The sequence below is a fragment of the Brevundimonas sp. UBA7838 genome, from assembly GCF_002500885.1.
Lineage (GTDB): Bacteria > Pseudomonadota > Alphaproteobacteria > Caulobacterales > Caulobacteraceae > Brevundimonas > Brevundimonas vesicularis_C.
The window spans coordinates 1-25,391 of the sequence record NZ_DLTK01000109.1; the positions used below are offsets into that span (position 1 = coordinate 1).

General features: G+C 66.3%; 24 protein-coding genes. 14 read left to right on the forward strand and 10 right to left on the reverse strand.

Going from position 1 to position 25,391, the window contains the following annotated elements; all coding sequences use genetic code 11:
* The 8 genes from bamA to B3T77_RS10030 all read left to right on the forward strand — a co-directional run.
* Positions 1 to 2,317, forward strand: a 2,317-nt coding sequence (bamA, locus tag B3T77_RS09995; protein WP_409514533.1) for an outer membrane protein assembly factor BamA, incomplete at its 5' end; no start/stop codon positions are given.
* A 31-nt stretch (positions 2,318 to 2,348) separates the two neighbouring features.
* Positions 2,349 to 2,954, forward strand: coding sequence for an OmpH family outer membrane protein (locus B3T77_RS10000; protein ID WP_055753512.1), 606 nt, complete (start codon positions 2,349 to 2,351; stop codon positions 2,952 to 2,954).
* A 7-nt stretch (positions 2,955 to 2,961) separates the two neighbouring features.
* Positions 2,962 to 3,975, forward strand: a complete 1,014-nt coding sequence (gene lpxD / locus B3T77_RS10005) for a UDP-3-O-(3-hydroxymyristoyl)glucosamine N-acyltransferase (RefSeq protein ID WP_292079257.1) — start codon at positions 2,962 to 2,964, stop codon at positions 3,973 to 3,975.
* Entirely contained in the window at positions 3,972 to 4,466 is a 495-nt protein-coding gene (gene fabZ / locus B3T77_RS10010) for a 3-hydroxyacyl-ACP dehydratase FabZ (RefSeq protein WP_409514535.1), read from the forward strand. Before lpxD ends, fabZ begins: the two co-directional genes overlap by 4 nt.
* The gene (lpxA, locus tag B3T77_RS10015; protein WP_292079260.1) at positions 4,466 to 5,254 is read left to right on the forward strand and encodes an acyl-ACP--UDP-N-acetylglucosamine O-acyltransferase; all 789 of its coding nucleotides are present in this window, start codon (positions 4,466 to 4,468) and stop codon (positions 5,252 to 5,254) included. Before fabZ ends, lpxA begins: the two co-directional genes overlap by 1 nt.
* Complete coding sequence (gene lpxI / locus B3T77_RS10020; RefSeq protein WP_292079261.1) at positions 5,251 to 6,090, forward strand: UDP-2,3-diacylglucosamine diphosphatase; 840 nt, start codon at positions 5,251 to 5,253, stop codon at positions 6,088 to 6,090. The genes lpxA and lpxI overlap by 4 nt, the downstream gene beginning before the upstream one ends.
* Positions 6,087 to 7,256, forward strand: a complete 1,170-nt coding sequence (lpxB, locus tag B3T77_RS10025; protein WP_292079263.1) for a lipid-A-disaccharide synthase — start codon at positions 6,087 to 6,089, stop codon at positions 7,254 to 7,256. Before lpxI ends, lpxB begins: the two co-directional genes overlap by 4 nt.
* Before the next feature lie 2 nt (positions 7,257 to 7,258).
* A complete protein-coding gene (locus B3T77_RS10030; RefSeq protein ID WP_292079264.1) occupies positions 7,259 to 8,251 on the forward strand; it encodes an FUSC family protein in 993 nt (330 codons plus the stop codon).
* Between the two features lie 56 nt (positions 8,252 to 8,307).
* Here the strand turns inward: B3T77_RS10030 and gltA are convergent, their stop codons facing one another.
* A complete protein-coding gene (gltA, locus tag B3T77_RS10035; protein ID WP_292079267.1) occupies positions 8,308 to 9,609 on the reverse strand; it encodes a citrate synthase in 1,302 nt (433 codons plus the stop codon).
* 66 nt (positions 9,610 to 9,675) lie between these two features.
* Entirely contained in the window at positions 9,676 to 11,091 is a 1,416-nt protein-coding gene (gltX, locus tag B3T77_RS10040; RefSeq protein ID WP_292079269.1) for a glutamate--tRNA ligase, read from the reverse strand.
* A gap of 67 nt (positions 11,092 to 11,158) precedes the next feature.
* Between gltX and B3T77_RS10045 the strand changes: the two genes are divergently transcribed.
* Entirely contained in the window at positions 11,159 to 13,276 is a 2,118-nt protein-coding gene (locus tag B3T77_RS10045; RefSeq protein WP_312184595.1) for a ComEC/Rec2 family competence protein, read from the forward strand.
* Here B3T77_RS10045 and lexA read toward each other — a convergent pair.
* From lexA to B3T77_RS10065, 4 genes are all read right to left on the reverse strand, one after another.
* Positions 13,257 to 13,955, reverse strand: a complete 699-nt coding sequence (gene lexA, locus B3T77_RS10050) for a transcriptional repressor LexA (RefSeq protein WP_066627658.1) — start codon at positions 13,953 to 13,955, stop codon at positions 13,257 to 13,259. The two genes, B3T77_RS10045 and lexA, sit on opposite strands and share 20 nt — an antisense overlap.
* A 119-nt stretch (positions 13,956 to 14,074) precedes the next feature.
* Positions 14,075 to 14,869 carry an indole-3-glycerol phosphate synthase TrpC gene (gene trpC, locus B3T77_RS10055; protein WP_292079274.1) on the reverse strand — a complete coding sequence of 265 codons (795 nt, stop codon included), beginning with the start codon at positions 14,867 to 14,869 and terminating at the stop codon, positions 14,075 to 14,077.
* The gene (trpD, locus tag B3T77_RS10060) at positions 14,866 to 15,903 is read right to left on the reverse strand and encodes an anthranilate phosphoribosyltransferase (protein ID WP_292079276.1); all 1,038 of its coding nucleotides are present in this window, start codon (positions 15,901 to 15,903) and stop codon (positions 14,866 to 14,868) included. Before trpD ends, trpC begins: the two co-directional genes overlap by 4 nt.
* Before the next feature lie 2 nt (positions 15,904 to 15,905).
* Entirely contained in the window at positions 15,906 to 16,496 is a 591-nt protein-coding gene (locus tag B3T77_RS10065) for an anthranilate synthase component II (protein ID WP_292079278.1), read from the reverse strand.
* A gap of 88 nt (positions 16,497 to 16,584) precedes the next feature.
* Between B3T77_RS10065 and B3T77_RS10070 the strand changes: the two genes are divergently transcribed.
* A complete protein-coding gene (locus tag B3T77_RS10070; RefSeq protein WP_292079280.1) occupies positions 16,585 to 16,788 on the forward strand; it encodes a peptidoglycan-binding protein in 204 nt (67 codons plus the stop codon).
* Here the strand turns inward: B3T77_RS10070 and trpE are convergent.
* Both trpE and B3T77_RS10080 read right to left on the reverse strand, forming a co-directional pair.
* Positions 16,785 to 18,302, reverse strand: coding sequence for an anthranilate synthase component I (gene trpE, locus B3T77_RS10075; protein ID WP_292079283.1), 1,518 nt, complete (start codon positions 18,300 to 18,302; stop codon positions 16,785 to 16,787). The genes B3T77_RS10070 and trpE overlap by 4 nt on opposite strands.
* Positions 18,299 to 20,206, reverse strand: coding sequence for a peptidylprolyl isomerase (locus B3T77_RS10080; RefSeq protein ID WP_292079285.1), 1,908 nt, complete (start codon positions 20,204 to 20,206; stop codon positions 18,299 to 18,301). Before B3T77_RS10080 ends, trpE begins: the two co-directional genes overlap by 4 nt.
* A gap of 140 nt (positions 20,207 to 20,346) precedes the next feature.
* Between B3T77_RS10080 and tpiA the strand changes: the two genes are divergently transcribed.
* The 4 genes from tpiA to B3T77_RS10100 all read left to right on the forward strand — a co-directional run bounded on the left by tpiA (position 20,347) and on the right by B3T77_RS10100 (position 23,633).
* Positions 20,347 to 21,099 (forward strand): triose-phosphate isomerase, encoded by a 753-nt coding sequence (tpiA, locus tag B3T77_RS10085; protein WP_292079286.1) that lies wholly within the window; start codon positions 20,347 to 20,349, stop codon positions 21,097 to 21,099.
* Between the two features lie 64 nt (positions 21,100 to 21,163).
* Positions 21,164 to 21,595 carry a preprotein translocase subunit SecG gene (gene secG, locus B3T77_RS10090; protein WP_292079289.1) on the forward strand — a complete coding sequence of 144 codons (432 nt, stop codon included), beginning with the start codon at positions 21,164 to 21,166 and terminating at the stop codon, positions 21,593 to 21,595.
* Between the two features lie 122 nt (positions 21,596 to 21,717).
* Entirely contained in the window at positions 21,718 to 23,370 is a 1,653-nt protein-coding gene (locus B3T77_RS10095) for a CTP synthase (protein WP_292079291.1), read from the forward strand.
* Positions 23,371 to 23,468: 98 nt separating this feature from the next.
* Positions 23,469 to 23,633, forward strand: coding sequence for a hypothetical protein (locus B3T77_RS10100; protein ID WP_165116665.1), 165 nt, complete (start codon positions 23,469 to 23,471; stop codon positions 23,631 to 23,633).
* Position 23,634: 1 nt separating this feature from the next.
* Here the strand turns inward: B3T77_RS10100 and B3T77_RS10105 are convergent, their stop codons facing one another.
* Entirely contained in the window at positions 23,635 to 24,987 is a 1,353-nt protein-coding gene (locus B3T77_RS10105; protein ID WP_292079294.1) for a hypothetical protein, read from the reverse strand.
* A 57-nt stretch (positions 24,988 to 25,044) separates the two neighbouring features.
* Positions 25,045 to 25,383 (reverse strand): hypothetical protein, encoded by a 339-nt coding sequence (locus B3T77_RS10110; RefSeq protein ID WP_292079296.1) that lies wholly within the window; start codon positions 25,381 to 25,383, stop codon positions 25,045 to 25,047.
* Positions 25,384 to 25,391: the final 8 nt, after the last annotated feature.

Genomic DNA, 25,391 nt, shown 5'->3' on the forward strand with positions numbered 1-25,391 from the left:
GACCCCCGCGCCGACGGCCGCGCCTCAGGCGGCGGCGAGCGCCGCCGAACCGCGTGTCGAGATCGCTGCGCCGCAGACGATCACGATCAACCGCATCATCGTCCAGGGCGCGCAGCGGATCGACCAGACGACGGTCCTTTCTTATCTGCCGATCCGTCCTGGTGACGCGGTAGATGCCTCGGTGCTGGACGTCGCGGTGCGCACCCTGTCGCGGACGGGCCTGTTCGCCGATGTGCAACTGGGCATCCAGAACGGCGATCTGATCGTCCAGATCGTCGAGAACCCGATCATCAACCAGGTCGTGTTCGAGGGAAACAAGGCGCTGTCGAAGGACAAGCTGACCAAGGAAGTGACCCTGGCGCCGCGCGGCATCTATACCCGCGCCAAGGTTCAGGAAGACGTCGGCGCCATCGTCGAACTGTATCGCCTGCAAGGCCGCATCTCTGCGACTGTGACGCCGAAGCTGGTCCAGCTGGAACAGAACCGCGTCGATGTGATCTTCGAGATCAACGAAGGCCCGCAGACCGGGATCAGCGCCATCAACGTCTTGGGCAACGAGGCGTTTTCCGATCGTGACGTGCGCGGTGTGATGGTCACCGAGAAGTCGACCTGGTGGAAGTTCTTCTCCAACAACGACAACTATGACCCCAACCGCCTGGAATACGATCAGGAGCAGTTGCGGAAGTTTTACACCAACCGCGGCTATTACGACTTCCGCGTGGTGTCCTCGGTCGCCGAGCTACAGCCGGACGATCAGGCGTTCCAGCTGACCCTGACGCTGAACGAAGGCGACAAGTACAACTTCGGTGAGATCAAGGTCGTCACCCAGAACGACCGGCTGAACGCCGACTTCCTGAAGGCCCTGGTGCCGATCCGAGAAGGCCAGCTGTACGAGAGCGACAAGATCGAACAGGCCGTCGACGCCCTGACGTTCGCGGCGGGTTCGGCCGGCTACGCCTTTGTCGAGATCAATCCGACCTATAAGGCCAATCCCGAGACGGACACGGTCGATGTGACCTTCAACGTGTCCGAGGGCCAGCGGGTCTACATCGATCGCATCAATGTGGTCGGCAACACCCGCACGATCGACCCGGTGATCCGCCGCGAACTGCTGCTGACCGAGGGCGACGCCTTCAACCGCGCTCTTATGGAGCGCTCGCGCAACAACCTGCGCGCCCTGGGCTTCTTCAAGGACGTTACGGTCGAGGAGACGCGCGGCAGCGCGCCGGATCGCTCGGTCATCAACGTCAACGTCCAGGAACAGCCGACTGGCGAACTGTCGGTTGGCGCAGGCTTCAGCTCCGTGGATTCCTTCACCGTCAACCTGGGTATTTCGGAGCGGAACTTCCGCGGACGTGGCCAAAACGTCGTGGCCCGTCTGGAGTGGGGCTCGCTGCGTCAGCAGGTCGACTTCCGCTTTACGGAGCCGAAGTTTCTGGGACGCGATCTGCGCGCCGGCTTCGACCTGTTCCACTCGCGCTACGACTTGAGCCAGTATTCGTCGTACGACTATCGTTCGACCGGAGCGGGCCTGCGTCTGTCCTACCCGCTGAACGGCAATATGCTGCTCAGCACGCGCTATTTCCTGAAGTCTGACGAGATCATCGTGCCGACGGGCTTCTGCTCGGGCGTGGGCCAGGGATCCTCGGCGCTGTGCGACCAAATCGGCAGCTTCATCAACTCGTCGGCGGGCTACACGCTTCAGGTCAACTACACCAACGATCCGATCCGTCCGACACGCGGCTGGGCCGGTTCGCTGCGTCAGGACCTCGCGGGTTTGGGCGGCGACGTGAACTATGTGAAGACCGAGGCTGATGCGAGCTGGTACTATGGCATCACCCCAGCCTGGGTCGTCAGCGTTCAGGGTTCGACCGGATACGTCAGCGGCTGGAACGGCGATCCGATCCGCATCAACGACCGCTTCTTCAAGGGCGGCAACAGCTTCCGCGGCTTCGAGACGGCCGGTATGGGGCCGCGCGATCTGAATACGACCGACGCCCTCGGCGGCAACTTCTACGCCATCGGCACGGTGGAGCTGACCCTGCCGAACTATCTGCCCGAGCAATACGGCATCAAGACCTCGCTGTTCGCCGATGTGGGTACGCTGGGCGTGCTGGACGACCGCTACAAGCTGACATCCACCGGAACGGTGAACACCAACATCGCCGATGAGCTGTCGCTGCGCGCGTCGGCTGGCGTCAGCATTCACTGGAAGTCGCCGATGGGTCCGATCCGCTTCGACATCTCCAAGGTCCTTTCCAAGGAAGATTACGACAAGACGGAATCCTTCCGCTTCTCGACCTCCACTCAGTTCTAATCGCGGCTTTTCGACCGCACGAGGAAACCCCATGAAAGCTCTGATCATCGCGGCGACGGCCGCTGCTTCGCTCATCGCCACCGCCGCTTCGGCGCAACAGGCCGGCGCGCCCGCCAACCCCGGCCCGGTCATCCCCGGCGTCTGCGTCTATTACAACGCGCGTCTGCTGGCCCAGTCGTCGGCCGGTCAGGCTGTCGAAGCCCGGATGCAACAGCTGGCCCAGGAAGTTCAGGGCGAACTGCAACCCTACGCCACGTCCATTCAGTCGGACGCCCAGCAACTGCAAGCCTCGGGTTCGAGCCTGCCGGCCGACCAACTGCAACAGCGCCGTCAGGCTCTGCAGCAGCGCGCTCAAGAAGCCCAGCAGCTGGAAGCCACCCGTGAAAACGAACTGCGCTACACCTTGGGCATGCAGCGTCAGGCCATCACTGAGGCCGTCTCGCCGATCCTGACCGCCCTGTATCAGGAAAAAGGCTGCGGCCTGCTGCTGGACCGCGAGAGCGTCTTCATGATGAACCCAGCCATGGATGTCACTGACCTGGCGATCCAACGCCTGAACACGGCCCTGCCGACCCTGAGCTTCAACCGTATGGCCGTGCCGGCTCAGACGCAGGCTCAACCGGCTGCCGCCAACTAAGTCGTAGATGCCCGATCCCCGCTTCTTTGAAACCCTGTCGCCCCTTAGCGTCGCCGATCTGGCGGCGCAGATCGGCGGCGAGGTCGAGCGGGGCGGGGATCGCATGATCGCCTCCGTCGCGCCCTTGTCCTCTGCGGACGGGGGCGCGATCGCGTTCTTGGGCGACCGCAAGTTCTCCGCCGCGCTGGCGACGACACAGGCCGGCTGCGTTATCGTGCCGGCTGAGGCCAAGGACGCCGCGCCTTCGTCCGCCGCCGTCATCATCTCGCGCACGCCGCAAGCCGCCTGGGCCAAGGCGTCGTTGGCGCTGCATCGGCCCATACTTCTGGACAAAGCGATCACCTACGACGCGGCGTGCGAGGACGACAGCGTCGTGGTCGAACCCGGCGCGATCCTGGGGCAGGGCGTCCGCATCGGTCGAGGATCCCGCATCGGCGCCAACAGCGTCATCGCGCCTGGCGTGCAGATCGGCCGTGATTGCGCGATCGGCGCCAACGTCAGCGTGGCCTTCGCCCTGATCGGCGACCGGGTGAAGCTGTACGCCGGCGCCCGGATCGGCGAAGCGGGCTTTGGCGCCACGGGGACAGCGGCGGGGGTAATGGATATTCCCCAACTCGGCCGCGTCATTCTTCAGGACGGCGTGACGGTGGGCGCCAACTCATGCATCGACCGTGGCGCCTATGACGACACGGTCATCGGCGAAAACACCAAAATCGATAATCTGGTCATGGTCGGCCACAACTGCGTCATCGGTCGCAACTGTTTGCTGGTCGCCAATACCGGCATCTCGGGCTCGGTGACCGTGGGCGACAACGTCATCTTCGGCGGCAAGGCGGGGATCGGAGACCACATCACGATCGGCGAGGGCGCGCGCGTCGCGGCCGGGGCCGGCGTGCTGGCCGATGTTCCTGCCGGCGAGACCTGGTCGGGTTATCCGGCGCGTCCGATCCGACAGTTCTTGCGCGAGACGGTCTGGCTCGCCAAACAGGCCTCATCGAAGAAGGCTCCGAAGGAATCATAGGGATGAGCGACACGACTGCCGTCGAAGGCAAGATCGATTACGCCGAGGTGATGCGGCGGCTGCCGCACCGTTATCCCTTCCTGCTGGTGGACAAGGCCGAAGAGTTCGTGCCTGCGACGTCGATCGTCGGCATCAAGAACGTCACCCACAACGAGCCTTTCTTTCCCGGGCACTTCCCGATCGACCCAGTCATGCCCGGTGTGCTGATTGTCGAGGCCATGGCACAGACCGGCGCCCTGCTGATGTCCAAGACGCTGGACGTCGCCGTGGCCGACAAGGTCATCATGTTCATGTCGATCGACGGGGTTCGCTTCAGAAAGCCCGCGAGGCCCGGCGACCAGCTCCGTATGGAGGTCAAGGTGATCCGCGCGCGGGGCGACGCCTACAAGTTCCGGGGCGAGACCTTCATCGACGGCAAGCTGGCGGCCGAAGCCGAGTTCATGGCCATGGTCGTGACTGTGCCCACTCCAGCGCCTGGGCCGGCGGCCTGATGACCGTTCATCCCACGGCTCTGATCGACGCGACGGCGACCCTGGGCGAGGGGGTGCAGGTCGGCCCATGGTGCACGGTCGGGCCGAATGTGGTGCTGGGCGACAATGTGCGTCTGGTCAGCCATGTCGTGGTGCAGCAGGACACGACGGTCGGGGCCGGGACGGTCATCCACCCGTTCGCCGTCATGGGCGGCGACCCGCAGCACAACGGCTACAAGGGCGAGACGGTTCGGCTGGAGATCGGCGAGAACAATCTGATCCGCGAACACTGCACCTTCAATCGGGGCACGCCGCAGGGGACGGGCGTCACGGTCGTGGGTTCGAACAACCTGTTTATGACCGGCGCTCACGTCGGCCACGACTGCGTCGTCGGCGACAATGTGGTCATGGCCAACAACGCGACCCTGGGCGGTCATGCTCAGGTCGGGGACAAGGTGTTCCTGGGTGGACTGTGCGCGGTGCACCAGAACGGTCGCGTCGGGCGGGGCGGGATCATCGGCGGTCTGGCGGCGGTGACGCGCGACGTCATCCCCTACGGCTCGGCCTGGGGCAATCATGCGCGGCTGCGTGGGCTGAACTTGATCGGGTTGAAGCGCAAGGGATACGGCAAGGATCAGGTGCGGCGTCTGCTCGCGGCCTATCGCGATCTGTTCGAGGGCGAGGGCGAGTTCGCCGGTCGGATCGACGGCGTGGCGGAACGCTATGCCGACCTGCCCGAGATCATGGAGATCATCGCCTTCATCCGCGACGGCGGGCGGCGTCCGCTGTGCCTGCCGAACGCGGAATGAGCGTGGCTGGAAAGCTGGGTCTGATCGCGGGCGGCGGTGATCTGCCGGCGGCCGTCGCGGCGCGTTGCGACGCGCTAGGGCGGCCGGTTTTCGTGATCCGACTGTCCGGGTTTGCCGATGAACATCTGGCGCACTGGCCCGGCGCCGAATTCGGCATGGCGCAGATCGGTGCGATCCTGAAGGCGCTGAAGACCGAGCGCTGCACGACCGTGTGTCTGGCGGGCATCGTCAATCGGCCGGATTTCAAGACGCTCAAGCCTGATTTCAAAGGGGCGACCCTGTTGCCGGGCATCGCCGCCGCCGCCTCCAAGGGGGATGACGCCCTGCTGCGTAAAATCCTGTCGGTGTTCGAGGCCGAAGGCTTCGCCGTCGAGGGCGCCGACGACATACTGGGCGGCGACACGCTCGGCGCGGGCGCGCTGGGCACCGTCTCGCCGACCGAGGAGCAGCTAGACGATCTGAAGAAGGCGCTGCATGTCGCCGAAAAATCGGGTGAACTGGATATCGGTCAGGGCGCCGTGGTCTGTGACGGGCTGGTCCTCGCGGTCGAGGCGCAGGAAGGCACGGACGCGATGCTGACCCGCGTCGCTGGCCTGCCCGCCGACTTGCGTGGAGCGGTTGATAGCCCCAAGGGCGCGCTCGGCAAGGCGCCCAAGCCCATTCAGGATCTGCGCGTCGATATGCCAGTGGTCGGGCCGCGCACCGTCGAAATGGCGGCGGCGGCGGGTCTTGCGGGCATCGGCGGGGTGGCCGGACGTTTGATCCTGATCGATCGCGCAGCCATCGTCGAGACGGCGAACCGTCTGGGCCTGTTCGTGTGGGGCGAGGATCGGTGAGCCGTCCGCTGAAGATCATGCTGGTGGCGGCGGAGGCTTCGGGCGATGCGCTGGGCGCCGGCCTGGCCAAGGCGTTGAAGGCGCGGTTAGGAGACGATGTGGCCTTTGTTGGCGTCGGCGGGCCCAAAATGGCGGCCGAAGGCGTGGTTAGCCCGTTCGACATCGCCGAATTGTCCATCCTGGGTTGGATCGAGGGTTTGCGCGCCTATGGCAAGGTCAAGCGGCGCGTCGAGCAGACGGCGGCGCTGGCCGAACGGGAAAAGCCCGACGCCGTTGTGCTGATCGACAGTTGGGGCTTCACGATCCGTGTGGCCAAGGCGATCCGGGCCGCGCGGCCGGACCTGCCGCTGATCAAATACGTCGGGCCTCAGGTCTGGGCCTCACGGCCGGGCCGGGCCAAGACCTTGGCAGGCGCCGTCGATCACCTGCTGGCCCTCTATGGCTTTGATGCGCCCTGGTTCGAGCGCGAGGGCCTGCCGACGACCGTGGTCGGGTCGTCGGCGCTTCACGTAAACGTCGATGCTGCGGACGGCGCAGCGTTCCGCGCACGTCGTGGGATCGCGGCCGACGCGCAGCTTCTCTTGGTTTTGCCCGGCAGCCGGCCCAGCGAGATCACGCGGATGGCCCCCGTTTATGAGGCGACGGTCAGAAAGCTGAAGACCACGAACCCCGGCCTCGAAGTCGCCGTGGTCGCCGCAGGGACGGTGGCTCACGATGTTGCGGGCCGCGTCGCCGCCTGGCCCTTCCGCGTTCATCTGGTCGACGAAGCCGAAAAGTATGACGCCATGCGCGCCGCGACCGTCGCCCTGGCCACCAGCGGCACCGTATCGACCGAGCTCGCACTTGCGGGCGCGCCGATGGTCATCGCCTACAAGATCGACGGGCTCAGCTATCAGCTGATGAAGCGGTTCGTGACCGCCAAACACATCACCCTGTTCAATGTCGCGGCCGACGATCGGATCGCGCCCGAGTTTATCCAACACGAGGCGACCCCGGCCATTCTGACGGCGGCGGTTGGGCGGCTGCTGGCCGACCCGGCCCTGGCGGCCGTACAGGCGCGTCTCCAGACGGCGGCATTGGACCTGATGGGACGCGGAGGACCGGACCCGTCCGAACTGGCTGCCGCCGCGGTGCTGAAGGTCATCGCCGAGAAGTCGGCGAGCTGACGATGGCGCGGGCGCTCAGTCCGCGACGTGCGGCCGAGGTCCGCGCCGCGCTTCAGATGGCGGTGGGCGCGATGGCTGCGCTCTATCTCGCGACCTGGCTGAACCTGCCGCACCCGTACTGGAGCGTGATTTCCGCCATCGTCGTCATTCAGGCGAGCGTCGGTGGCGGCGTCCTGACCGTTGCGCGCGACCGGGCCATCGGCACGGCGACCGGAGCGCTGGCGGGGGCGGTGTTCGCCTTCCTTCGTCCGCCGGGCCTGGAAAGCATGGCGCTGAGCATCGCTGTCTCGGCGGGCCTGCTGGCCTTCTTGGCAACCGGGCGGCCTTGGCTGAAGGTCGCACCCGTAACGGCGACCATCGTCATCGCCGGCGGGACGGGCGCGGAAGGACCGGCGTCCCTCGCGCTGGATCGGGTGATGGAAATCCTGGTCGGCAGTGGCGTGGGGGTTCTGGCGATCCTGGCCCTGTTTCCGCGCCATGCCAGGCAGTCCTTCAAGCTTCAGGCGCGCGAGGCGGCGGGCGAGGCGGCGGTGCTGTTGGCCTTGGTGTCAAAGGCCGCCCCCGAGGATGCGTCCGAGATTTCGCGCCGTCATGCCGATCTGAAGCGACGACTGGATGCGTTGGGTCAGGCCGCCAAGAACGTCATCGATCTGCCCGGTCCGCAACGTGAGACGGCGGATCGGGCTGCGCTCGTGCGCGCCTTCTGGCGCGTGCGCAGCGACATCGTCATCCTGGGGCGCGGTTTCCAGGCCGAGGGCGCCGGCGCCCGGCTGGATCCTTGGTCGCAGGATGCGGAGCGCGCGGTGGAGCAACTCAAAGCGCTGTCTCAAGGCAGGGCCGCCCAGCCCATGGGCGCGATCGACCAAAGCCTGGCCCTGTCCATGGCCGTCGAAGGGGACGATGTGGCTTTGGGCGCTGCTGCGATCGGTGTGGCCCATATGCACCGCGATCTGGATGACCTGGCTGCCCGGTTTGCGGATCTGAAGCTGGTCTGACGACAAAGAAAAACGCCGGGGATGTCTCCCCGGCGTTTTGCATCCTAGCCTGCGTATCAGCCGCGTTGTTCGATCGGCACATAGTCGCGCTGGGTCGGGCCCGTGTAGAGCTGACGCGGGCGACCGATCTTCTGCGACGGGTCGGCCATCATTTCCTGCCACTGCGAGATCCAGCCCACGGTACGGGCCAGGGCGAACAGGACGGTGAACATGGTGGTCGGGAAGCCCATCGCCGACAGGGTGATGCCCGAATAGAAGTCGACGTTCGGGAACAGCTTGCGCGAGGTGAAGTATTCGTCCGACAGGGCGACCTTCTCCAGTTCCTTGGCGACCAGGAACAGCGGGTCGTTTTCGCGGCCCGTGGCGGCGAGCACTTCATAGGCCGACTGTTGCATGACCTTGGCGCGCGGGTCGTAGTTCTTGTACACGCGATGGCCGAAGCCCATGAGTTTGTACTTGCGGTCCTTCACGCCCTGGATGAACTCCGGGATCTTGTCCGGGGTGCCGATTTCCTTGAGCATCGTCAGCGCCTCTTCGTTCGCGCCGCCGTGCGACGGGCCCCACAGGCAGGCGATGCCGGCGGCGATACAGGCGAACGGATTGGCGCCCGACGAACCGGCCAGACGCACGGTCGAGGTCGAGGCGTTCTGCTCGTGGTCAGCGTGAAGGGTGAAGATGCGGTCCATGGCGCGAACCAGGGCCGGATCGACGTGATAGTCCTCGGCCGGCACGGCGAAGCACATACGCAGGAAGTTTTCGGCGTAGGACAGGTCGTTGCGCGGCGACACGAACGGCTGGCCGACGTGGTACTTGTAGGCACGGGCCGCGATCGTGGGCATCTTGGCGATCAGGCGAATGGCCGAGATGTCGCGCTGGATCGGATCGTGGATGTCCAGGCTGTCGTGATAAAAGGCCGACAGGGCGCCGACAGTGCCGACCATGATCGCCATCGGGTGGGCGTCGCGGCGGAAGCCTTCGAAGAAGCGATCGAACTGGCTGTGCAGCATCGTGTGGGTGGTGATGCTGTTCTCGAACTTCTCGTACTGAGCGGCGGTCGGCAGTTCGCCGTGCAGCAGCAGGTGGCAGACCTCGACGAAGTTCGACTTCGACGCCAGCTGGTCGATCGGATAGCCGCGGTGCAGCAGCACGCCGGCGTCGCCGTCGATGTAGGTCAGCGCCGATTCACAGGCCGCCGTTGAGGTGAAGCCGGGATCGAAGGTGAAGGCGCCCGTTCCCGCATAGAGTTTGCGGATGTCGATGACGTCCGGGCCGGTGGAGCCCGAAAGGACCGGCAACTCGATCGTCTTGTCCTCGAAGGACAGGGTCGCCGAGCCGGCGGGTTTGGCTTGTTCAGTCATGAATGCCCCTTTGCATCACACGTCCAGGCGCGGGGAGGCGTCGGCCGCTTTTTGGTTTGTGGGTGATCACTTAGTCTGTTGCAGCGCATCATCCAAGCGCCCGAGACTTTCGTCGCGCCCAAGAGCCGACAAAGTTCGTGCAATATCAGGTGATGCTGACCCTGCGGTAAGCGCTGAGCGCATTGGCGGGCCGATCTTTCCGAACCCGACGCCCTCGGATTCCGCAAAGGCCTTGAGCTCGGCTTCCAGCGCGAAGACGTCCCAGGATTGGAACAGGGACAGCCGCTCACGCAGGCGGGCGAGGCGATCCAGCGTCTCACCGGACAGCAGCGCCTTCGCCTTGTCGTCCAGTATCAGCGGACGGGATTTCAGAACGAAGGCGGTTTGGTCGGCCAGATCGAGGATCGTCTTGGCCCGGTCCTTGACGAAAGGCATGGCGCGCTGGAGGCGGGCTTCATCCGCCTCCGCCAGGGCGTGACCCTTCTGCAGATGCGCATCCAGCGTCAGCTTGGCGAGCCGTTCATCGTCAGCGAGACGCAGCCAGTGCGAATTGACGTGGGCCAGTTTGTCGAAGTCCAAGCGGGCGGGCGCCTTGCCGATGCCGGCGAGATCGAACCATTCGATGGCCTGAGCGTCGCTGAACAGTTCGTCGTCGCCGTGCGCCCACCCCAGGCGAGCCAGATAGTTGCGCATGGCCTCGGGCAAGTAGCCCATCTCGGCGTATTCATGCACCGCCTGGGCGCCGTGACGCTTCGACAGCTTGGCGCCGTCCGGTCCGTGGATCAGGGGGATGTGGGCGAAGGTCGGACGCGTCCAGCCCAACGCATCGTAGATCAGGCTCTGGCGCGCGGCGTTGTTCAGATGGTCGTCGCCGCGAATGACGTGGGTCACGCCCATGTCGTGGTCGTCCACAACGACGGCGAGATTATAGGTCGGCGCGCCGTCCGAACGCAGCAGCACCAGATCGTCCAGGTCGTCGGTCGACCAGTTCACATCACCCTGGACCTCATCGGCCACCGTGACCGTCGTCGCCTTTGGCCGGCGGAAGCGCACGACGTGCGGCGAGGCCAGATCATCTACGGTCGGCTCGCGGTCGCGCCAGGGCGATTCGAAAGTGCGCTTCTCCGCCTTGGCCTCATCGCGCAGACGACCGGTCTCCTCGGCCGAGGTGAAGTCGCGGTAGGCGTGGCCGGTTTCGAGCAGTTGATCGACCACCTCGCGGTGGCGGTCGGCCCGGCTGAACTGGAACATCGGCTCGTCGTCGGCGAACAGCTCCAGCCAGCTCAAGCCGTCGAAAATGGCCTTCACCGCCTCATCGGTCGAGCGTTCGCGGTCGGTATCCTCGACGCGGATCAGGAAACGTCCAGCGTGTCTTTTGGCGTATAGCCAGTTGAATAAAGCGGTTCTCGCCCCGCCGATATGCAGATAGCCTGTCGGCGAGGGGGCGAAGCGGGTGACGACAGTCGAGGAAGGTGAGGTCATGGGGGAGGGGTCCGTAAGCGACGCCCTTATACGCCCCGATGCGGCAAAACCTACCCCCGCTGCGCGATTGCGCGCTTGGCTGCACGCCGAAGTCGCCGCCCAGACCCTGAGATGGCGGCTATGGGCGCCGGTCGCATTCGGCGTGGGCGGCGGCGTCTATTTCGCCCTGCGAGTCGAGCCGGTCTTGTGGCCCTTGTTGCTGGGCGCCGCCTTGGCCTTTGGGCTTTGGGTGGTGGCGCGCCGGCGCGGCGGGTCGCGGCGTCTGACCTGGCTGCTGTTGATGGTGGCCTGCGCGTCAGGTGGGCTGGCGGCGGCCAAGGTGCGCACCGAAGCCGTCGCCGCGCCGATCGCGCCCGTGCTCAGCGAACCGACCGTGATCGAAGCCTGGGTCGTTGATGTCGACAGCCCGGGGCAGCGAGGCGCGCGGGTCGTGATTGCGCCGGTCTGGATCCGCGGACTGACGCCCGAGCAGACGCCGGTGCGCTTGCGGGCGACGGTGCGGGGCGAGCCGCCGCGACCCGGCGAGGCGATCCGCTTGTTTGGCATTCTGAATCCGCCGCCTGCGCCGGCCAGCCCTGGCGCCTACGACTTCGGCCGGAACGCCTTCTTCCAGGGCATGGGAGGCGTGGCGTTCGCCTTGGGCGAAACGCGTGGAGCCGAGCTTGCCCCTCCGCCGTGGCGGCTTCGACTTGAAATGGCGGTCAACGGAGCCCGTTTCGCACTGGCCGAGCGGATCGTGGCAAGGCTCGGCGAACGGACCGGCGGGATCGCCGCCGCCATGACCACCAGCCATGAAACCTGGATTAGTCAGGAGGACATGGACGTGATGCGCGATTCCGGCCTGGCGCACATCCTGTCGGTGTCAGGGCTGCATATGGCCATAGTCGGCGGTTTCGTCTTTTTCGCCGTGCGGCTGGGCGTGGCGGCCTGGCCCTGGCTGGCCCTGCGGGTTCACGGCAAGAAGGTCGCGGCCTTGGCGGGCCTCACGGCGGTCGGGGTTTATCTGGTGGTGTCGGGCGCGCCGCCGCCGGCCGAGCGGGCGGCGATCACCGCCTCCATCGCGTTTCTAGCCATCCTGCTGGAGCGACAGGCGGTCACGATGCATGGCCTGGCTGTGGCGGCCTTCATCGTTCTGGCGATCCAGCCTGAAGCCATCGTCACGCCGGGTTTCCAGATGTCGTTCGCGGCGACGGCGGCCTTGGTCGCCTTGGTCGAGGCCTGGCCGAAGCGCCCGCGCGAAATATCCGCGCCTTGGCCGATCCTGGCAGTCCAACGGCTGGGCGGGTGGCTGACGGCGGCTGTGGCGGCCAGCGTCGTCGCAGGATTGGCGACGGGACCTTTCGCCATGCAACATTTCAACCGCACCGCCATGTACGGACTGCTGGCCAATCTCGGCACGTCGCCCGTGGCGGACTTCATCCTGATGCCGGCGCTTGCCTTGGGCGCAGCGCTTGAGCCCTTGGGGCTGGGGGGACCGTTCCTAGCGGTCGCGGGATGGGGCGTGGATCTGATGCTGGCGATCGGCGCCTGGACGGCGGGGTTGCCTGGGGCGGTCAGAACGGTCGCCAGCGCGCCGAACTATGTCCTGCCGATCGCCTTTCTGGGCGTGCTGTTTGTCTGTCTGTGGCAGGGCCGCCTGCGATGGATGGGACTGCCCTTCGCAGCCGCCGTCCTGATCTGGCCGCGTGCGCCGACGCCGAACCTCTGGATTGGCGATGGCGGAACAAACGCCGCCTTTCACCGTGACTGGGCGGCCGTCGTCATACGGCCTGGCGTGCGTGAATTTGCGGTGGATCTCTGGTCGCGACGACGGGGGCTGGCCATGACGGATCGCTCGGAGACAGGCTGGGTCTGCGACCGCTTTTCCTGTCGACCGGAAGCCGATGAGGCCGGGCCCGTTGCAATCTGGTGGGGGCGGAAGTCGCCGAGCTCAGATCAGATGGAGACTTTATGCCGCGCAGCGCCCGTCGTCAGCGTCCGCGCTGTCGTCACCTCAATTCCAAGCGCCTGTCAGGATCGCCTTGTCCTGGACGGGGTGGATTTTGCGCGAGGCGGGGCAGTAAAGTTGTGGCGCGTCCGTTCGGGCGAGCCGAATCGATGGCGCGCGGTGTGGACGGCCGACGTTCGCGGCGACCGCCCCTGGGCGCGTCAGTCCGATCCGGACGTCAGTGATAGCGGCGCATAAGGCCGACCAGCTTGCCTTGGACCGCGACCTGATCCGAGCCGTAGATCTTGGTCTCGTAGTTGCGGTTGGCGGGTTCCAGCGCGATCGAGGCCCCCTTCTTGCGAAGGCGCTTCAGCGTCGCCTGCTCGCCTTCCACCAGAGCCACCACGATTTCTCCGGAGGCGGCGTTGTCGGTCGATTTGATCACCACCATGTCGCCGTTCAGGATGCCCGCCTCGATCATGGAGTCGCCCTCGATCTCCAACAGATAGTGCTCGCCCGAACCCAGCATGGATTCCGGGACCGGGTAGCGGGCGGTTTCATGCTCGATCGCATCGATCGGCGTGCCGGCGGCGATCTTGCCCATCAGCGGCAACTCGCGGGTGTCGTTGGCCGCGAGCGGCGCCGAAGCGCGAACACCGCCGCCGCCCTCGATGACGTCGGGCTTGAACCCGGCGCGACCGCGCGGCGCACCGGCCGTCGCCTGTTCGGGCAGCTTCGTGACTTCCAACGCGCGGGCGCGGTGAGCGAGACGGCGGATGAAGCCGCGTTCCTCCAGCGCTGTGATCAGCCGGTGAATGCCAGACTTGGAGGCCAGATCGAGCGCCTCCTTCATCTCGTCGAACGAAGGGGAGACGCCGGTCTCCTGGATGCGTTCGTGGATGAACATCAGCAGTTCGTGCTGTTTGCGCGTGAGCATCGCCAGGCCCTCATGCGCCCGCCGACGAATCGGAACGGGCCGTGAACATTTGTCGATGTTCTGTAAGTGTTCCTTGCTAATGTCAACTTAACGGCGGCGCTGGGACGGCGCCGGAACGTTCAGGCCGCGAGCAGTCGGCGTGTTGCGGCTTCGACGTCGTCCTGGCGCATCAGACTCTCGCCGACCAGGATCGCCTGAGCGTGCGCAGCCGAAACCCGCGCCACGTCGTCGGGCGTGAAGATGCCGCTCTCTGCGACCAGCAGAGCGCGCACGGGGCTGAGCATCGACAGCCGCTCCGTGGTTTCCAGATCGACCTCGAAGGTGCGTAGAGAGCGATTATTGACCCCAACAAGATCGCCGCCGAGGGCGCAGGCGCGCGCCATTTCTTCCTCGTCATGCGTCTCGATCAGCGCGTCCATGCCCAAGCGTTCGGCTTCCGACAGCAGTTCATCCGCCAAGGTGTCGTCGATCATGGCGAGGATGATCAGGATACAGTCGGCGCCCAGGGCGCGGCTTTCGGCGACCTGCCAGGGATCGACCAGAAAATCCTTGCGCAGGCAGGGCAGGGCGACGGCCTCGCGGGCCTGGCCCAGATAGCCGTCGTCGCCCCGGAAGCTGGGGCCATCGGTCAGCACCGACAGACAGGCCGCACCGCCGGCCTCATAGGCGCGGGCCAGGGCCGGCGGATCGAAATCGGGCCGGATGAGGCCCTTGGACGGGCTGGCCTTCTTGATCTCGGCGATCAGGGCGGGACGACCGGTTTCCTCTCCGACCCGCTCCAGGGCGGCGCGAAAGCCGCGCGGGGCCGATGCGGCGCGGGCCAGGGCTTCGATCGCGTCCTGTGAGGTCGCAGCCTTGCGGGCGGCGACGTCCTCGCGCTTGTAGGCAGCGATACGGTCCAGAACGTCGGTCATGCGGGCTCTTCGCTTTCCAGCGGCGTGGAGGTGATGCGGGCCAGGCGACCCAGCGCCTCGGCGGCTCGACCGTCGTCGATTGCGGCAGCGGCGAGCGCGGCGCCGTCGGCCAGATCGGTCGCGCGATCGGACACAACGAGGGCGGCAGCGGCGTTCAGCAGCACGATGTCGCGGTAGGGTCCGGCCGCGCCGGCCAGAAGCGCGCGCAGGGCGACGGCGTTCTCCTCGGCGTCGCCGCCGCGAATGTCTGCGATAGAGGCGCGCGGCAAGCCGGCGTCCTCGGGCGTGACCTGGAAGCGACGAACCGCGCCATCCCTCCATTCGGCGACGTCCGTGGGGCCGGAAGTCGCCAGTTCGTCCAGGCCTTGGCCGTGAACGGTCCAGGCCCGAATGGCGCCAAGCCGGCCCAGCACCTCGGCCAGCGGCTCCAGCAGACGCGGGTCATAGACGCCCATCACCTGTCGCCTTGCAGACGCTGGATTGGAAAGCGGTCCCAGAAGATTGAAAACAGTCCGGAAACCGATCTCGGCTCGCACCGGCCCGACATGACGCATCGCCCCGTGATATGCAGGCGCGAACAGGAAGCAGATACCGGCCTCGTCCAACGCCTTCTTCTGCTGCGCCTGCGACGCCATCAGGTTCACGCCGAGGATCGACAAGACGTCGGAAGATCCTGATTTCGATGACATCGCCCGATTGCCATGCTTGGCGACCTTCAGACCGGCGCCAGCCAGAACCAAGGCGGCGGCGGTCGAGATATTGTAGGTGTGCTGACCGTCGCCCCCGGTGCCGCAGGTGTCGATCACCTCGTAGGGATGATCCAGCGTCAGGGCGGCTTCACGCATGGCGCCCGCGAAGGCGGCGATCTCGTCCACGGTCTCGCCGCGCATCCGCATGGCGGTGACGGCGGCGGCGACCTGCGACGGGGTCGGCTCGCCGCGCAGGCAGGCGGCGAAGAAGTCGTGCGCCTGCTGGGACGTCAGGGGATGGCCCTCGACCAGTCGGGCGAGGATCGGCTTGAACCCGTCGCCCACGGTCAGGCGGCCGCGAGGCGCTTTACGCCGGCGATCTCAAGGAAGTTGGCCAGCATGTCGTGACCATGTTCGGTGGCGATGGATTCCGGGTGGAACTGCACGCCGTGGATCGGGCGCGTACGATGTTGCAAACCCATGATCTCGCCGTCGGCGGTCCAGGCGGTGACCTCCAGGTCGTCGGGCAGGGTTTCGCGCTTGACCGCCAGCGAGTGATAGCGTGTGGCGATGAAGGGCGAGGGCAGGTCGGCGAAAACGCTCTGGCCCTCATGCAGGATCGGCGAGGTCTTGCCGTGCATCAGGGTCTTGGCGCGGATGACGTCGCCGCCGAAAGCCTGGCCGATGGCCTGATGACCCAGGCACACGCCCAGGATCGGCATGGACTCTGGCGCGGTCGTGATCAACGGCAGGCAGATGCCCGCCTGATCGGGCGCGCACGGGCCGGGCGACAGCAGAACGGCGGCGGGGTTCAGCGCCCACGCCTCGTCCACCGTCAGGTCGTCGTTGCGCACCACATGCGTCGGCGCGCCCAACTCCGCGAGGTAGTGGACGAGATTGTAGGTGAAGCTGTCGTAGTTATCGACGACGAGGATCATGGCTTGGCTTCTAGGCGCGACGCGCGTCCGCGCCAAGCGGGCGCGGCCTTAAAGCGCATTTTAACTCGGCGGGACTAGGACTGGGCGGGTGAAACTCGCCGCTGAAAAAGACATCGCCGCCAAGATTGCCGCCGCAAAGGCGAAGCTGGTCGTGGTCGAAACCAAGCCCAACCCCGTCGCCGCGCTTGGCGCAGCCGCGCTCGCAGCGACTGCGGCGGTTTTGATGGCTGGCGTCGTGGTCATCGGGCCGGGCGTGCAGTTCAACGACCCGGTAATGACGATTTCGCGCTAGCGATTGCCGGTGCGAAAGCGCCAGGCGTCTTCCGCCGCCCGCATTGGCGCCCGCGCCTTGTGCTGGGTCTCGGCATATTCGGCCGCAGGATCGCTGTCGGCGACGACGCCGGCCCCGGCCTGAACGAAGATCCGATCGTTGGCGAACAGGGCGGTGCGCAGGGTGATGCAGATATCCGCTTCGCCGCCGGCCGAAATATAGCCGACGCCGCCGCCATAACCGACGCCGCGCTTTTCGCTTTCCAGTTCGTCGATGATCTCCATCGCCCGAACCTTGGGCGCGCCCGACAGGGTCCCGGCGGGCAGGGCGGCCAGCAGCGTGTCCACCGCATCCAGCCTGGGGTCAGCCTTGCCGCGCACGTTGGAAACGATGTGCATGACCTGGCTGTAGCGCTCGACGACGAAGCTCTCGGTGACTTCAACCGTGCCGGGTGCCGCGACGCGCCCCACATCGTTGCGGCCCAGGTCCAGCAGCATCAGATGCTCGGCAAGCTCTTTTGGATCAGCGAGCAGTTCGACTTCCAGCGCCTTGTCCGCTTCTGGCGTCGCGCCGCGCATGCGAGTGCCGGCCAGCGGCCGGATCGTGACCTCGCCGTCCTTCAGCCGAACCAGGATCTCGGGGCTGGAGCCGGCGAGCTGGAAGCCTTCGAAGTTCAGATAGAACAGATAGGGCGACGGGTTCTGGCGACGCAGCGAGCGATAGAAGGCGAAGGGATCGTCAGTCCAAGACGCCGAAAAGCGGTGGCTGAGCACGACTTGGAAGATGTCGCCGGCGCCGATGTAGTCCTTGGCCCTGGCGACCATCTCGCCGAAGGCCGGCTCGTCCACCGGCGAGGTGAAGACGGGAGCCGGCGTTTGCTGCGGGGCGGCGCGGATGGGCAGAGGCTCGCGCAAGGCCGTCTCGAACGCGTCCAGCCGCGCCGTCGCGGCGTCGAACGCCTCTTCGGAGGCGATGCCCGCGTCGGGATAGGCGGCCGACACCAGAACGATCTCGTGGCGAACCGAATCGAAGATGGCTACCAGCGACGGCCGTGTCAGCACGGCGTCGGGCAGATCAAGCGGATCGGGGTTTGGCGCGCCCAACGGCTCCAGCAGTCGCACCATGTCATAGCCGAAGACGCCGAAGAGGCCAGCGGCCATCGGAGGCAATCCCTCCGGCAGATCGAACTTCGACGCCGCGATCAGCGCGCGCAGGGATTGCAGCGCCGCCAGCGGTTCGGCCGTAAAGCGACCTTCCGCTATGGCTGAGCCGCGCGACAGTTCCGCCGCGTTGGAGCGACAACGCCAGACCACATCAGGATCCAGCGTGAGGATGGAGTAGCGACCCTTGACCGCGCCGCCCTCGACCGATTCCAGCAGACAGGCGTACGGCCGATCGCGTCCCAGCTTCAGATAGGCCGAGACCGGGGTTTCCAGATCGTCGATGATTCGTCGAACCAGGACCTGGGGCCGACCGGCCGAAAGGCCGGCGGCGAAGGCGTCGAACGTAATGTCGCGCGAAGCGTCGTCGGTCATTGCGCCGGTGCGGCGGGCGTTGCGCCACCCGACAGACCCAGGGCCGACAGCGCCTGGGCCGGGTCGTTCTTGGCCTTGGAGCGCTGGGCGCCCGCCGAGACCGACGATTCGACCATGGCCTGCACCAACTCCTGGGTCAGGCGCGGGCGGACCTGCTCGGCCAGCGGACCGGCTACGGCCGGATTGGCGGCGCGGACGTTGTCGACGCGGCCGACCACATAGGCGGTCTGCGACGCCGGCTGCGAGAAGGCCTGGCCCTTGGATTGGCCGAACAGCCCTTGAAGCACGCCCTGACCGAGGGCTTCCTGGGTTTGCTGATTGCGGATGACGCCGGTGCGCACGGTCAGCGGCGCATTGATCGAGCGGGCGACCGCAGCGATGTCCTCGCCATTGCGCACGCGGGTCGTCAGCTCTTCGGCCTTGGCCGACAGGCGACGCATGGTCTCACGCTGGATCCATTGAGCGGCCAGGGGCTCACGCACCTCGGCCAGGGTCGGCAGGGCCGACGGGCGGATGTCGTTGACGCGCACGGCGAAATACTGGCCCTGACCGGCGTCGATGACGTCGCTTTCGCCGCCCTTGGTCAGGCTCCAGGCCGTCTCGAAGATTTGCGGCGGGGCGTTCAGCGCCTGACCGTTCGGCAGTTTGCCGTCCTTGGTGAAGGGCGGCAGATCGACGACGCGACCGCCGGCTTCACGCGCCGCGTCAGCCAGGTTCTTGCCGGCGGTGCGGGCGGCTTCATATTTCTCGACCTTGGCGTAGGTCTGGGACTTCACGTCCTCGGCGCGCAGTTCCTGGATCAGCTCTTCGCGAGCGCTGTCCAGCGTGGCGGGCGCGGCGGGTTGAACCGCCGTGACCTTGGCGACGGCGAAGCCGACACCGGCCTGGACCGGGTTGGACACCTGATTGGCTTGCAGGCCGAAGACGGCGGCTGCGGTCGCGGCGTCGCCGATGGCCGAGCGGGGGGTCTCGTTGAAGGCGGCCGGGGTGATGTTGTTGGCGCGGCCGACGTCGGCGGGCGATTGGCCCGCGCGCAGGGCGGCGGCGATCTTCTGGGCCGTCTCGCGGTTCGGCGCGGTCAGGGTGACGAACGAGCGCGTCTCGGGCTTGCTCAGCGTGTCCTTCTTGAACTCGAAGCGCTCGCGGATGCGGTCTTCCGAGATCGGCGCATTGGCCGAAGCCTCAGGCGTGAACAGAACCACCGACACCATGCGGAATTCGGGCGCGCGCAGGCGGTCGGCGTTCTCCTGGATGAAGGCGTTCAACTGGGCGTCGGTCGGGGCGGGGATCTGACCGGCCATCGCCGGGGTCACCTCGAACCAACGACCGTCGCGGCTTTCGAAGGCGGAACCGGCCAGCAGCGCGCCATAGATGCGCGGCACGCGAGCGCCGGCGAAGACGGCGGCGCCGAAATGCTCCGTCGCGTATTGGTCGCGCAGGTCCTGCTCCAGCATGGCGGGCGTCAGGTTCTGCTGTGCAAGAGCCGCCTCATAGGCCTGCTGGTCGAACTGGCCGGTGACCGAGTTGAAGAAGGCCGGGATCTGGCGGATCTGCTTGACGATCAGCTCCTTGCCCGGGCGAATGCCCGCCTTGTAGGCCCAGTTCAGGAAGCCCAGTTGCTGCGTCTGCTCGGTCAGGAAGCGGACGTGAATATTTTCCGCAACCAGCTCCTGGTTCGTCAGGGGACGGCCGACCTGCTGCTGCAGCCGTTCACGCACCTGATCGAAAGCGGTGCGGAACTCGACTTCGTTCATCGAGCGGTCGCCCGCGTCGATGACGTGTTTCGGTCCCAGGTTGGAGAAGACGTCCATCCGCGCGCCGACGATCACAAAGCTGATCGCGATCAGGACGAGTAGGGCGGCCGCCCATTTGGATCGAGAGAAGGCGCGGAAGGCGGTGAGCATTCGAAAACCCGGGACTGGCCGATATTGGCGTCAATCGTCGCGTATAGTCGGGGCGGGGCCGCCGCTGCAAGGATGGCTTCGTGTCCGGATTGCGGCGGTGCCTCTTGGCTTGGCGGTTTTCGCCTTCTAGACAGGCGGCCATGAAACAATCCGTGAAGATGATCGTCGGCAATTGGAAGATGAACGGCGTTTCGAGCGCCTTGGCGCAGGCTGAGGCGATCAGGGACGCCGTCGGAACGACGGGCCAAGGATGCCGTGTGGTGCTGTGCCCGCCGGCGACGCTGATCGAGCGTATGAGGTCCGCCCTGGCGGGCAGCGACGTGGCGGTGGGCGGTCAGGACTGCCACGAGAAGCCCGCCGGCGCCTTTACCGGCTCTGTCTCGGCCGAAATGCTGGTCGACGCCGGCGCGACCGTGGTGATTCTGGGGCATTCCGAACGCCGCTCGGCTTTCGGCGAGACCGATGCGGACGTCGCCGCCAAGGTCGAGGCCGCCATCGCTGCCGGACTGGAGCCCATCGTGTGCGTCGGTGAAACCTTGCAGCAGCGGGAAGCGGGCGACGCCATCGCCGTGGTGTCGGGCCAGGTCGCGGGCTCGCTGCCGTCCAGCTTGGCCGAGCGCGACTTCGCGGTGGCCTATGAACCCGTTTGGGCCATCGGGACGGGCCTGACCCCCACTCTGGATCAGATCGCCGAGGTCCATGCCGCCGTGCGCGCCGCCATCGTCGCAAAGCTGGGAGAAGGCGCTCGCACCGCGCCCATTCTGTATGGCGGTTCGGTCAAACCGGACAATGCGCGCGACATTCTGGCTACGCCGGAAGTCGGCGGCGCGCTGGTCGGCGGCGCGTCCTTGAAGGCCGAGGACTTCATGCCGATCGTCAACGCCGCCGCGTGACGTTTGCCCCGGGCGCGCTTCGATGATAGAGGCCGCCGCTTGATCGGCGCAGATCCGCGCCCACATGAATGACGCCATGCTCCAGACCATCCTGCTCGTCGCCATCATCATCGTCGCCATCGCGCTGACGGGCATCGTGCTGCTTCAGAAGTCCGAGGGCGGCGCCCTGGGCATGGGCGGCGGTCCGTCGGGCTTCATGACCGCACGCGGCGCAGGCAATCTTCTGACCGTCACCACCTGGTGGCTGGCGGCCGCGCTGTTCGCCCTGACGATTATTCTGACGGTCGTCGGCAATATGGACCGCGCCTCGGTGTCCGGCATCGACGCCGACGCTGTGGGTTCGCTGGCCACGACGCCGCAGACCCAGACGCAGCAACCCGCCCAGCAGCAGCCCGCTGCGCCGGCCAAACCGACGACGCCCTCGCTGGATGATCTGGAAGCCAGCCTGCCGTCGGCCTCCACCGCTCCGGCGCCGGCTCAACAGCCCGCCCAATAGGGCTCCGACAGAGACCCGAGTTTCCGAAAGCGCGCCGCAGGGCGCGCTTTCTTCTTTTGATCAACAGTTCGATTCGACGGCGGCATGACCGAGCCGCGAATCATGGAGTAAGGTGTCCCCCCATGGCTCGCTATGTGTTCATCACCGGCGGCGTGGTTTCCTCGCTAGGAAAAGGCCTCGCCTCCGCCGCTCTCGGCGCTCTTTTGCAGGCGCGCGGATACAAGGTCCGCCTGCGTAAGCTCGACCCCTATCTGAATGTCGATCCGGGCACGATGAGCCCGTATCAGCACGGCGAGGTCTTCGTGACCGACGACGGCGCCGAGACCGACCTGGACCTGGGCCACTACGAGCGGTTCACAGGCGTATCGGCGGCCAAGTCCGACAACATTACGACCGGCCGCATCTATTCGACAATTCTGGAGAAAGAGCGTCGCGGCGACTATCTGGGCGCCACCGTCCAGGTCATTCCGCACGTGACCGACCAGATCAAATCCTTCTGCCTGACGCCCGCCCTGACCGACGCGGGCGAAGACGTCGACTTCGTTCTGGTCGAGATCGGCGGCACGGTCGGCGACATCGAGGGCCTGCCCTTCTTCGAGGCGATCCGGCAGTTGGGCCAGGACCTGCCGCGCGGCCAGAGCTGCTTCGTCCATCTGACGCTGCTGCCGTTTATCAAGACGGCCGGCGAGATGAAGACCAAGCCGACCCAGCACTCGGTCAAGGAACTGCGTTCCATTGGCATTCAGCCGGACATCCTGCTGTGCCGCTGCGAGCAGCCGATCCCGGCTGAGGAAAAGCGCAAGATCGGCCAGTTCTGCAACGTGCGCGAAAGCGGCGTCATCCAGGCGATGGACTCCGCCGACATCTATGCCGTGCCGCTGGACTATCACCGCGAGGGTCTGGACCGCGAAGTGCTGGCGCACTTCGGCCTAAACGACGCGCCCGAGCCGGATCTGACCGGCTGGCAAGAGATCGCGCGTCGCCGCCTGCAGCCCGACGGCGAGGTGACCATCGCCGTGGTCGGCAAATACACCGTCCTCAAGGACGCCTATAAGTCCCTGATCGAGGCCCTGCATCACGGGGGCGTGGCGAACAACGTCAAGGTCAACATCGACTGGGTCGAGGCCGACACCTTCGAAGGCGATCCCGAAGCCTGCGAGGAGCGTCTTCAGGGTGCGCACGCCGTCCTGGTGCCCGGCGGCTTCGGCGAGCGCGGTTCAGAGGGCAAGATCGAGGCGGCCCGCTTCGCCCGTGAGCGCAACATCCCTTATTTCGGCATCTGCTTCGGCATGCAGATGGCGGTGATCGAGGCGGCGCGGAACCTGGCCGGCTATCCCAAGGCCTCGTCCACCGAGTTCGGCCCGACCGCCGAGCCAGTCGTCGGCCTGATGACCGAATGGACCCAAGGCAACCAACGCGTCCTGCGTCAGCAGGGCGGCGACCTGGGCGGCACCATGCGGCTGGGCGCCTATGATTCGACTCTGACAGCCGGGTCCAAGATCGCCGAAATCTACGGCTCGACCGCGATCAGCGAGCGTCACCGCCACCGCTACGAGGTCAACATCAACTATCGCGAGGCGATCGAGCAGAAGGGCGGGCTGGTCTTCGCCGGTCTCTCGCCTGACGGCGTCCTGCCCGAAACCGTCGAACGCCCGGACCATCCCTGGTTCATCGGCGTTCAGTATCACCCCGAGCTGAAGAGCCGTCCGTTCGCGCCGCACCCGCTGTTCGCCAGCTTCATCGGCGCGGCCGTGGTGCAGAGCCGCCTGGTCTGACGGAACGCGGTTCTCACAGACTCCATCGGGTCCGCGTTTTGCAGTAGGCTGTCCGGAACGGATCGAATTGGCACGATCCGAATGCGGCGGGACCGTCGATGATCGGCGAGTTGCTTTATCACCTGCACCGGCACGTACGCCTGGTGCTGATCGCCGGAGCGCTGATGCTCGTGCTCGGCGTGGTCCTGGTCGGCTATGAAGCGCTACGGCTTCTGGACCAGCCGCCGGCCCGCCCGGCCGAAGCCGGACAGGCCTTGAGCTAGATTAGTCGATCTTCAGCCGCACGAAGAGCATCGCCCCGTCGGGATCGCCGCCGTAACGCGGCTCCAACGCCGTCGGCACGCGGTTCATGGCATAAAGACCGCCGAGACCGAAACGGACGTGTTCGGCGATCCGCCAGTCGCGGACAGCTCCGACTGAGGCCTTGCCTACCGTATAAAGCGGGCCGTGGCCGCCGCCGACGCCGGGAACCAGTTCATCCGTCTCGATCCGCTCGGCGCGGGCGAAGACCGTCCAGCGGTCGTTGGGATGGATCGCCGATTCCAGCAACCAGCCGTCTTTCGATTCGCCGTGGTCGTTGGTCTTGCGACCCCAGGCCAGGGTCGAGGACCACCAGCCATCATCGCCCAGACGGCGGGTGTGGATGGCGCTGGCCGACCATTTCGTCTCGTCCTCGTCGGGCTCCAGTTGTTCCGGCGCGGAGACATCGGCGTAGGAGACCTGCAGCGACCAGTCGTCGCTCGGATTCCAGGCGGCGCGAACGGACCAACTGTCCAGCCGTGGCGAATCGATGCCCCAGCGCTCCTCATCCGGCTCGCGTCCCTTGAAAGCCGAGGTCTCGATCTTGAAGCGGTCGTGCGCCCAGCCCAGGGTGGTCACACCGAAGACGATATGGGTCGAATCCAGCCAGTGGTGGGTGATCGGCGCCTCGGGACTGTCCATCGCGCTCAGGCGATGCATGAAGGCGGGCGGGCCGAAGGCGGGCTCGCCCGGCAGGCCGATATAGCCATAGACGCTGTCCTTGTCAGACAGGCGCTTCGAATAGCTGGCCGACAGCTCCATGAACAGATCGTGCGGATGCTGTCGATCGACCAGCGGATTGACCCCGTCCGCCGTCTCGCCCGCCGCTAGAAGCAGCGGATAGCCGGACTTGCCCATCAGCGGGTCGGGACTGAGCATAGCCCGCAGGTTCAGCGTTGAACCATCGTCGAAGTCACGGCGCGCCGAGGTCATCAACATGCCGGCGACGAAGGTCTTGTCGCCGCCGCGCGGCCCAGACTGGCTGTCATAGACCAGGTTCAGCATGGCGTGGGTCATCACCGTCCAGTCCCCACGGACGCTGTGGATGCCGCCGTGTTCGCCCGCGTCGGGCTGCCAGCCGGTGCCGGAGGCGTCGCGGCTCATGGGCCAGGGGCCGTAGGGGCTGGTCATTGTGTGACCCATGCTGGCGTGATCGGTCATCGGTTCGGCCGATGACATGGGCATGTCGTGACCTGCGTGCGGATCGGCAGTGGGCTTGATCGACGCGTGGTGCGAGTGATCCTGCGCCGCCGCGGCCTGAGCCAGGGCGAGCAGGGAAACGCCGGCGCAGACGCCGACGAGAGTACGGATAGCCATTCAAGGCCTCCTCTGATGATCGTGACGGAGTGCGCTCTGCGAGGGGCGCGAGGTGTGTCAGACGATCAGGAGGCGGGGCGGTCCGGGTTCGGGCGACAGCCGTTGCCCGACTGGCAAGGCGGCCGGAACCGCGGCGATGCGCGACGGCGACAGGGTCGGACCGGAAACCGGCGCGGGGTCCAGCGTCGGTACCGCGACGCAGGCGACGCAGCAGATCATCGCCTTCATGGCCTTGGGCGCATGGTTCGGGGTCTGGTCAGGCGAAGACTGGCCTGTCTCATGGCCCGTCTCATGGCAAGGCGCGGCGGTCGCCGGCGACGCCGAGGCGCCGACCGCGCCGAGCGCCAGCACCGACAGGGCGCCGATCAGCAGCAACAGGGATTGAACGATCTTCACGGCGTCAG

Excerpts from the sequence above, each read along its gene's own strand:
- trpE (WP_292079283.1), bottom strand. The coding sequence starts at position 18,302 with ATGACCGACGACGCTTCGCGCGACATTACGTTCGACGCCTTCGCCGCC.
- B3T77_RS10065 (WP_292079278.1), bottom strand. The coding sequence starts at position 16,496 with ATGATCCTCGTCGTCGATAACTACGACAGCTTCACCTACAATCTCGTC.
- lexA (WP_066627658.1), bottom strand. The coding sequence starts at position 13,955 with ATGCTCACGCGCAAACAGCACGAACTGCTGATGTTCATCCACGAACGC.
- gltX (WP_292079269.1), bottom strand. The coding sequence starts at position 11,091 with ATGACCTCACCTTCCTCGACTGTCGTCACCCGCTTCGCCCCCTCGCCG.
- lpxD (WP_292079257.1), top strand. The coding sequence starts at position 2,962 with ATGCCCGATCCCCGCTTCTTTGAAACCCTGTCGCCCCTTAGCGTCGCC.
- secG (WP_292079289.1), top strand. The coding sequence starts at position 21,164 with ATGAATGACGCCATGCTCCAGACCATCCTGCTCGTCGCCATCATCATC.
- tpiA (WP_292079286.1), top strand. The coding sequence starts at position 20,347 with ATGAAACAATCCGTGAAGATGATCGTCGGCAATTGGAAGATGAACGGC.
- lpxA (WP_292079260.1), top strand. The coding sequence starts at position 4,466 with ATGACCGTTCATCCCACGGCTCTGATCGACGCGACGGCGACCCTGGGC.
- B3T77_RS10100 (WP_165116665.1), top strand. The coding sequence starts at position 23,469 with ATGATCGGCGAGTTGCTTTATCACCTGCACCGGCACGTACGCCTGGTG.
- trpC (WP_292079274.1), bottom strand. The coding sequence starts at position 14,869 with ATGACCGACGTTCTGGACCGTATCGCTGCCTACAAGCGCGAGGACGTC.
- B3T77_RS10030 (WP_292079264.1), top strand. The coding sequence starts at position 7,259 with ATGGCGCGGGCGCTCAGTCCGCGACGTGCGGCCGAGGTCCGCGCCGCG.
- B3T77_RS10000 (WP_055753512.1), top strand. The coding sequence starts at position 2,349 with ATGAAAGCTCTGATCATCGCGGCGACGGCCGCTGCTTCGCTCATCGCC.
- gltA (WP_292079267.1), bottom strand. The coding sequence starts at position 9,609 with ATGACTGAACAAGCCAAACCCGCCGGCTCGGCGACCCTGTCCTTCGAG.
- B3T77_RS10080 (WP_292079285.1), bottom strand. The coding sequence starts at position 20,206 with ATGCTCACCGCCTTCCGCGCCTTCTCTCGATCCAAATGGGCGGCCGCC.
- B3T77_RS10105 (WP_292079294.1), bottom strand. The coding sequence starts at position 24,987 with ATGGCTATCCGTACTCTCGTCGGCGTCTGCGCCGGCGTTTCCCTGCTC.
- B3T77_RS10095 (WP_292079291.1), top strand. The coding sequence starts at position 21,718 with ATGGCTCGCTATGTGTTCATCACCGGCGGCGTGGTTTCCTCGCTAGGA.
- lpxI (WP_292079261.1), top strand. The coding sequence starts at position 5,251 with ATGAGCGTGGCTGGAAAGCTGGGTCTGATCGCGGGCGGCGGTGATCTG.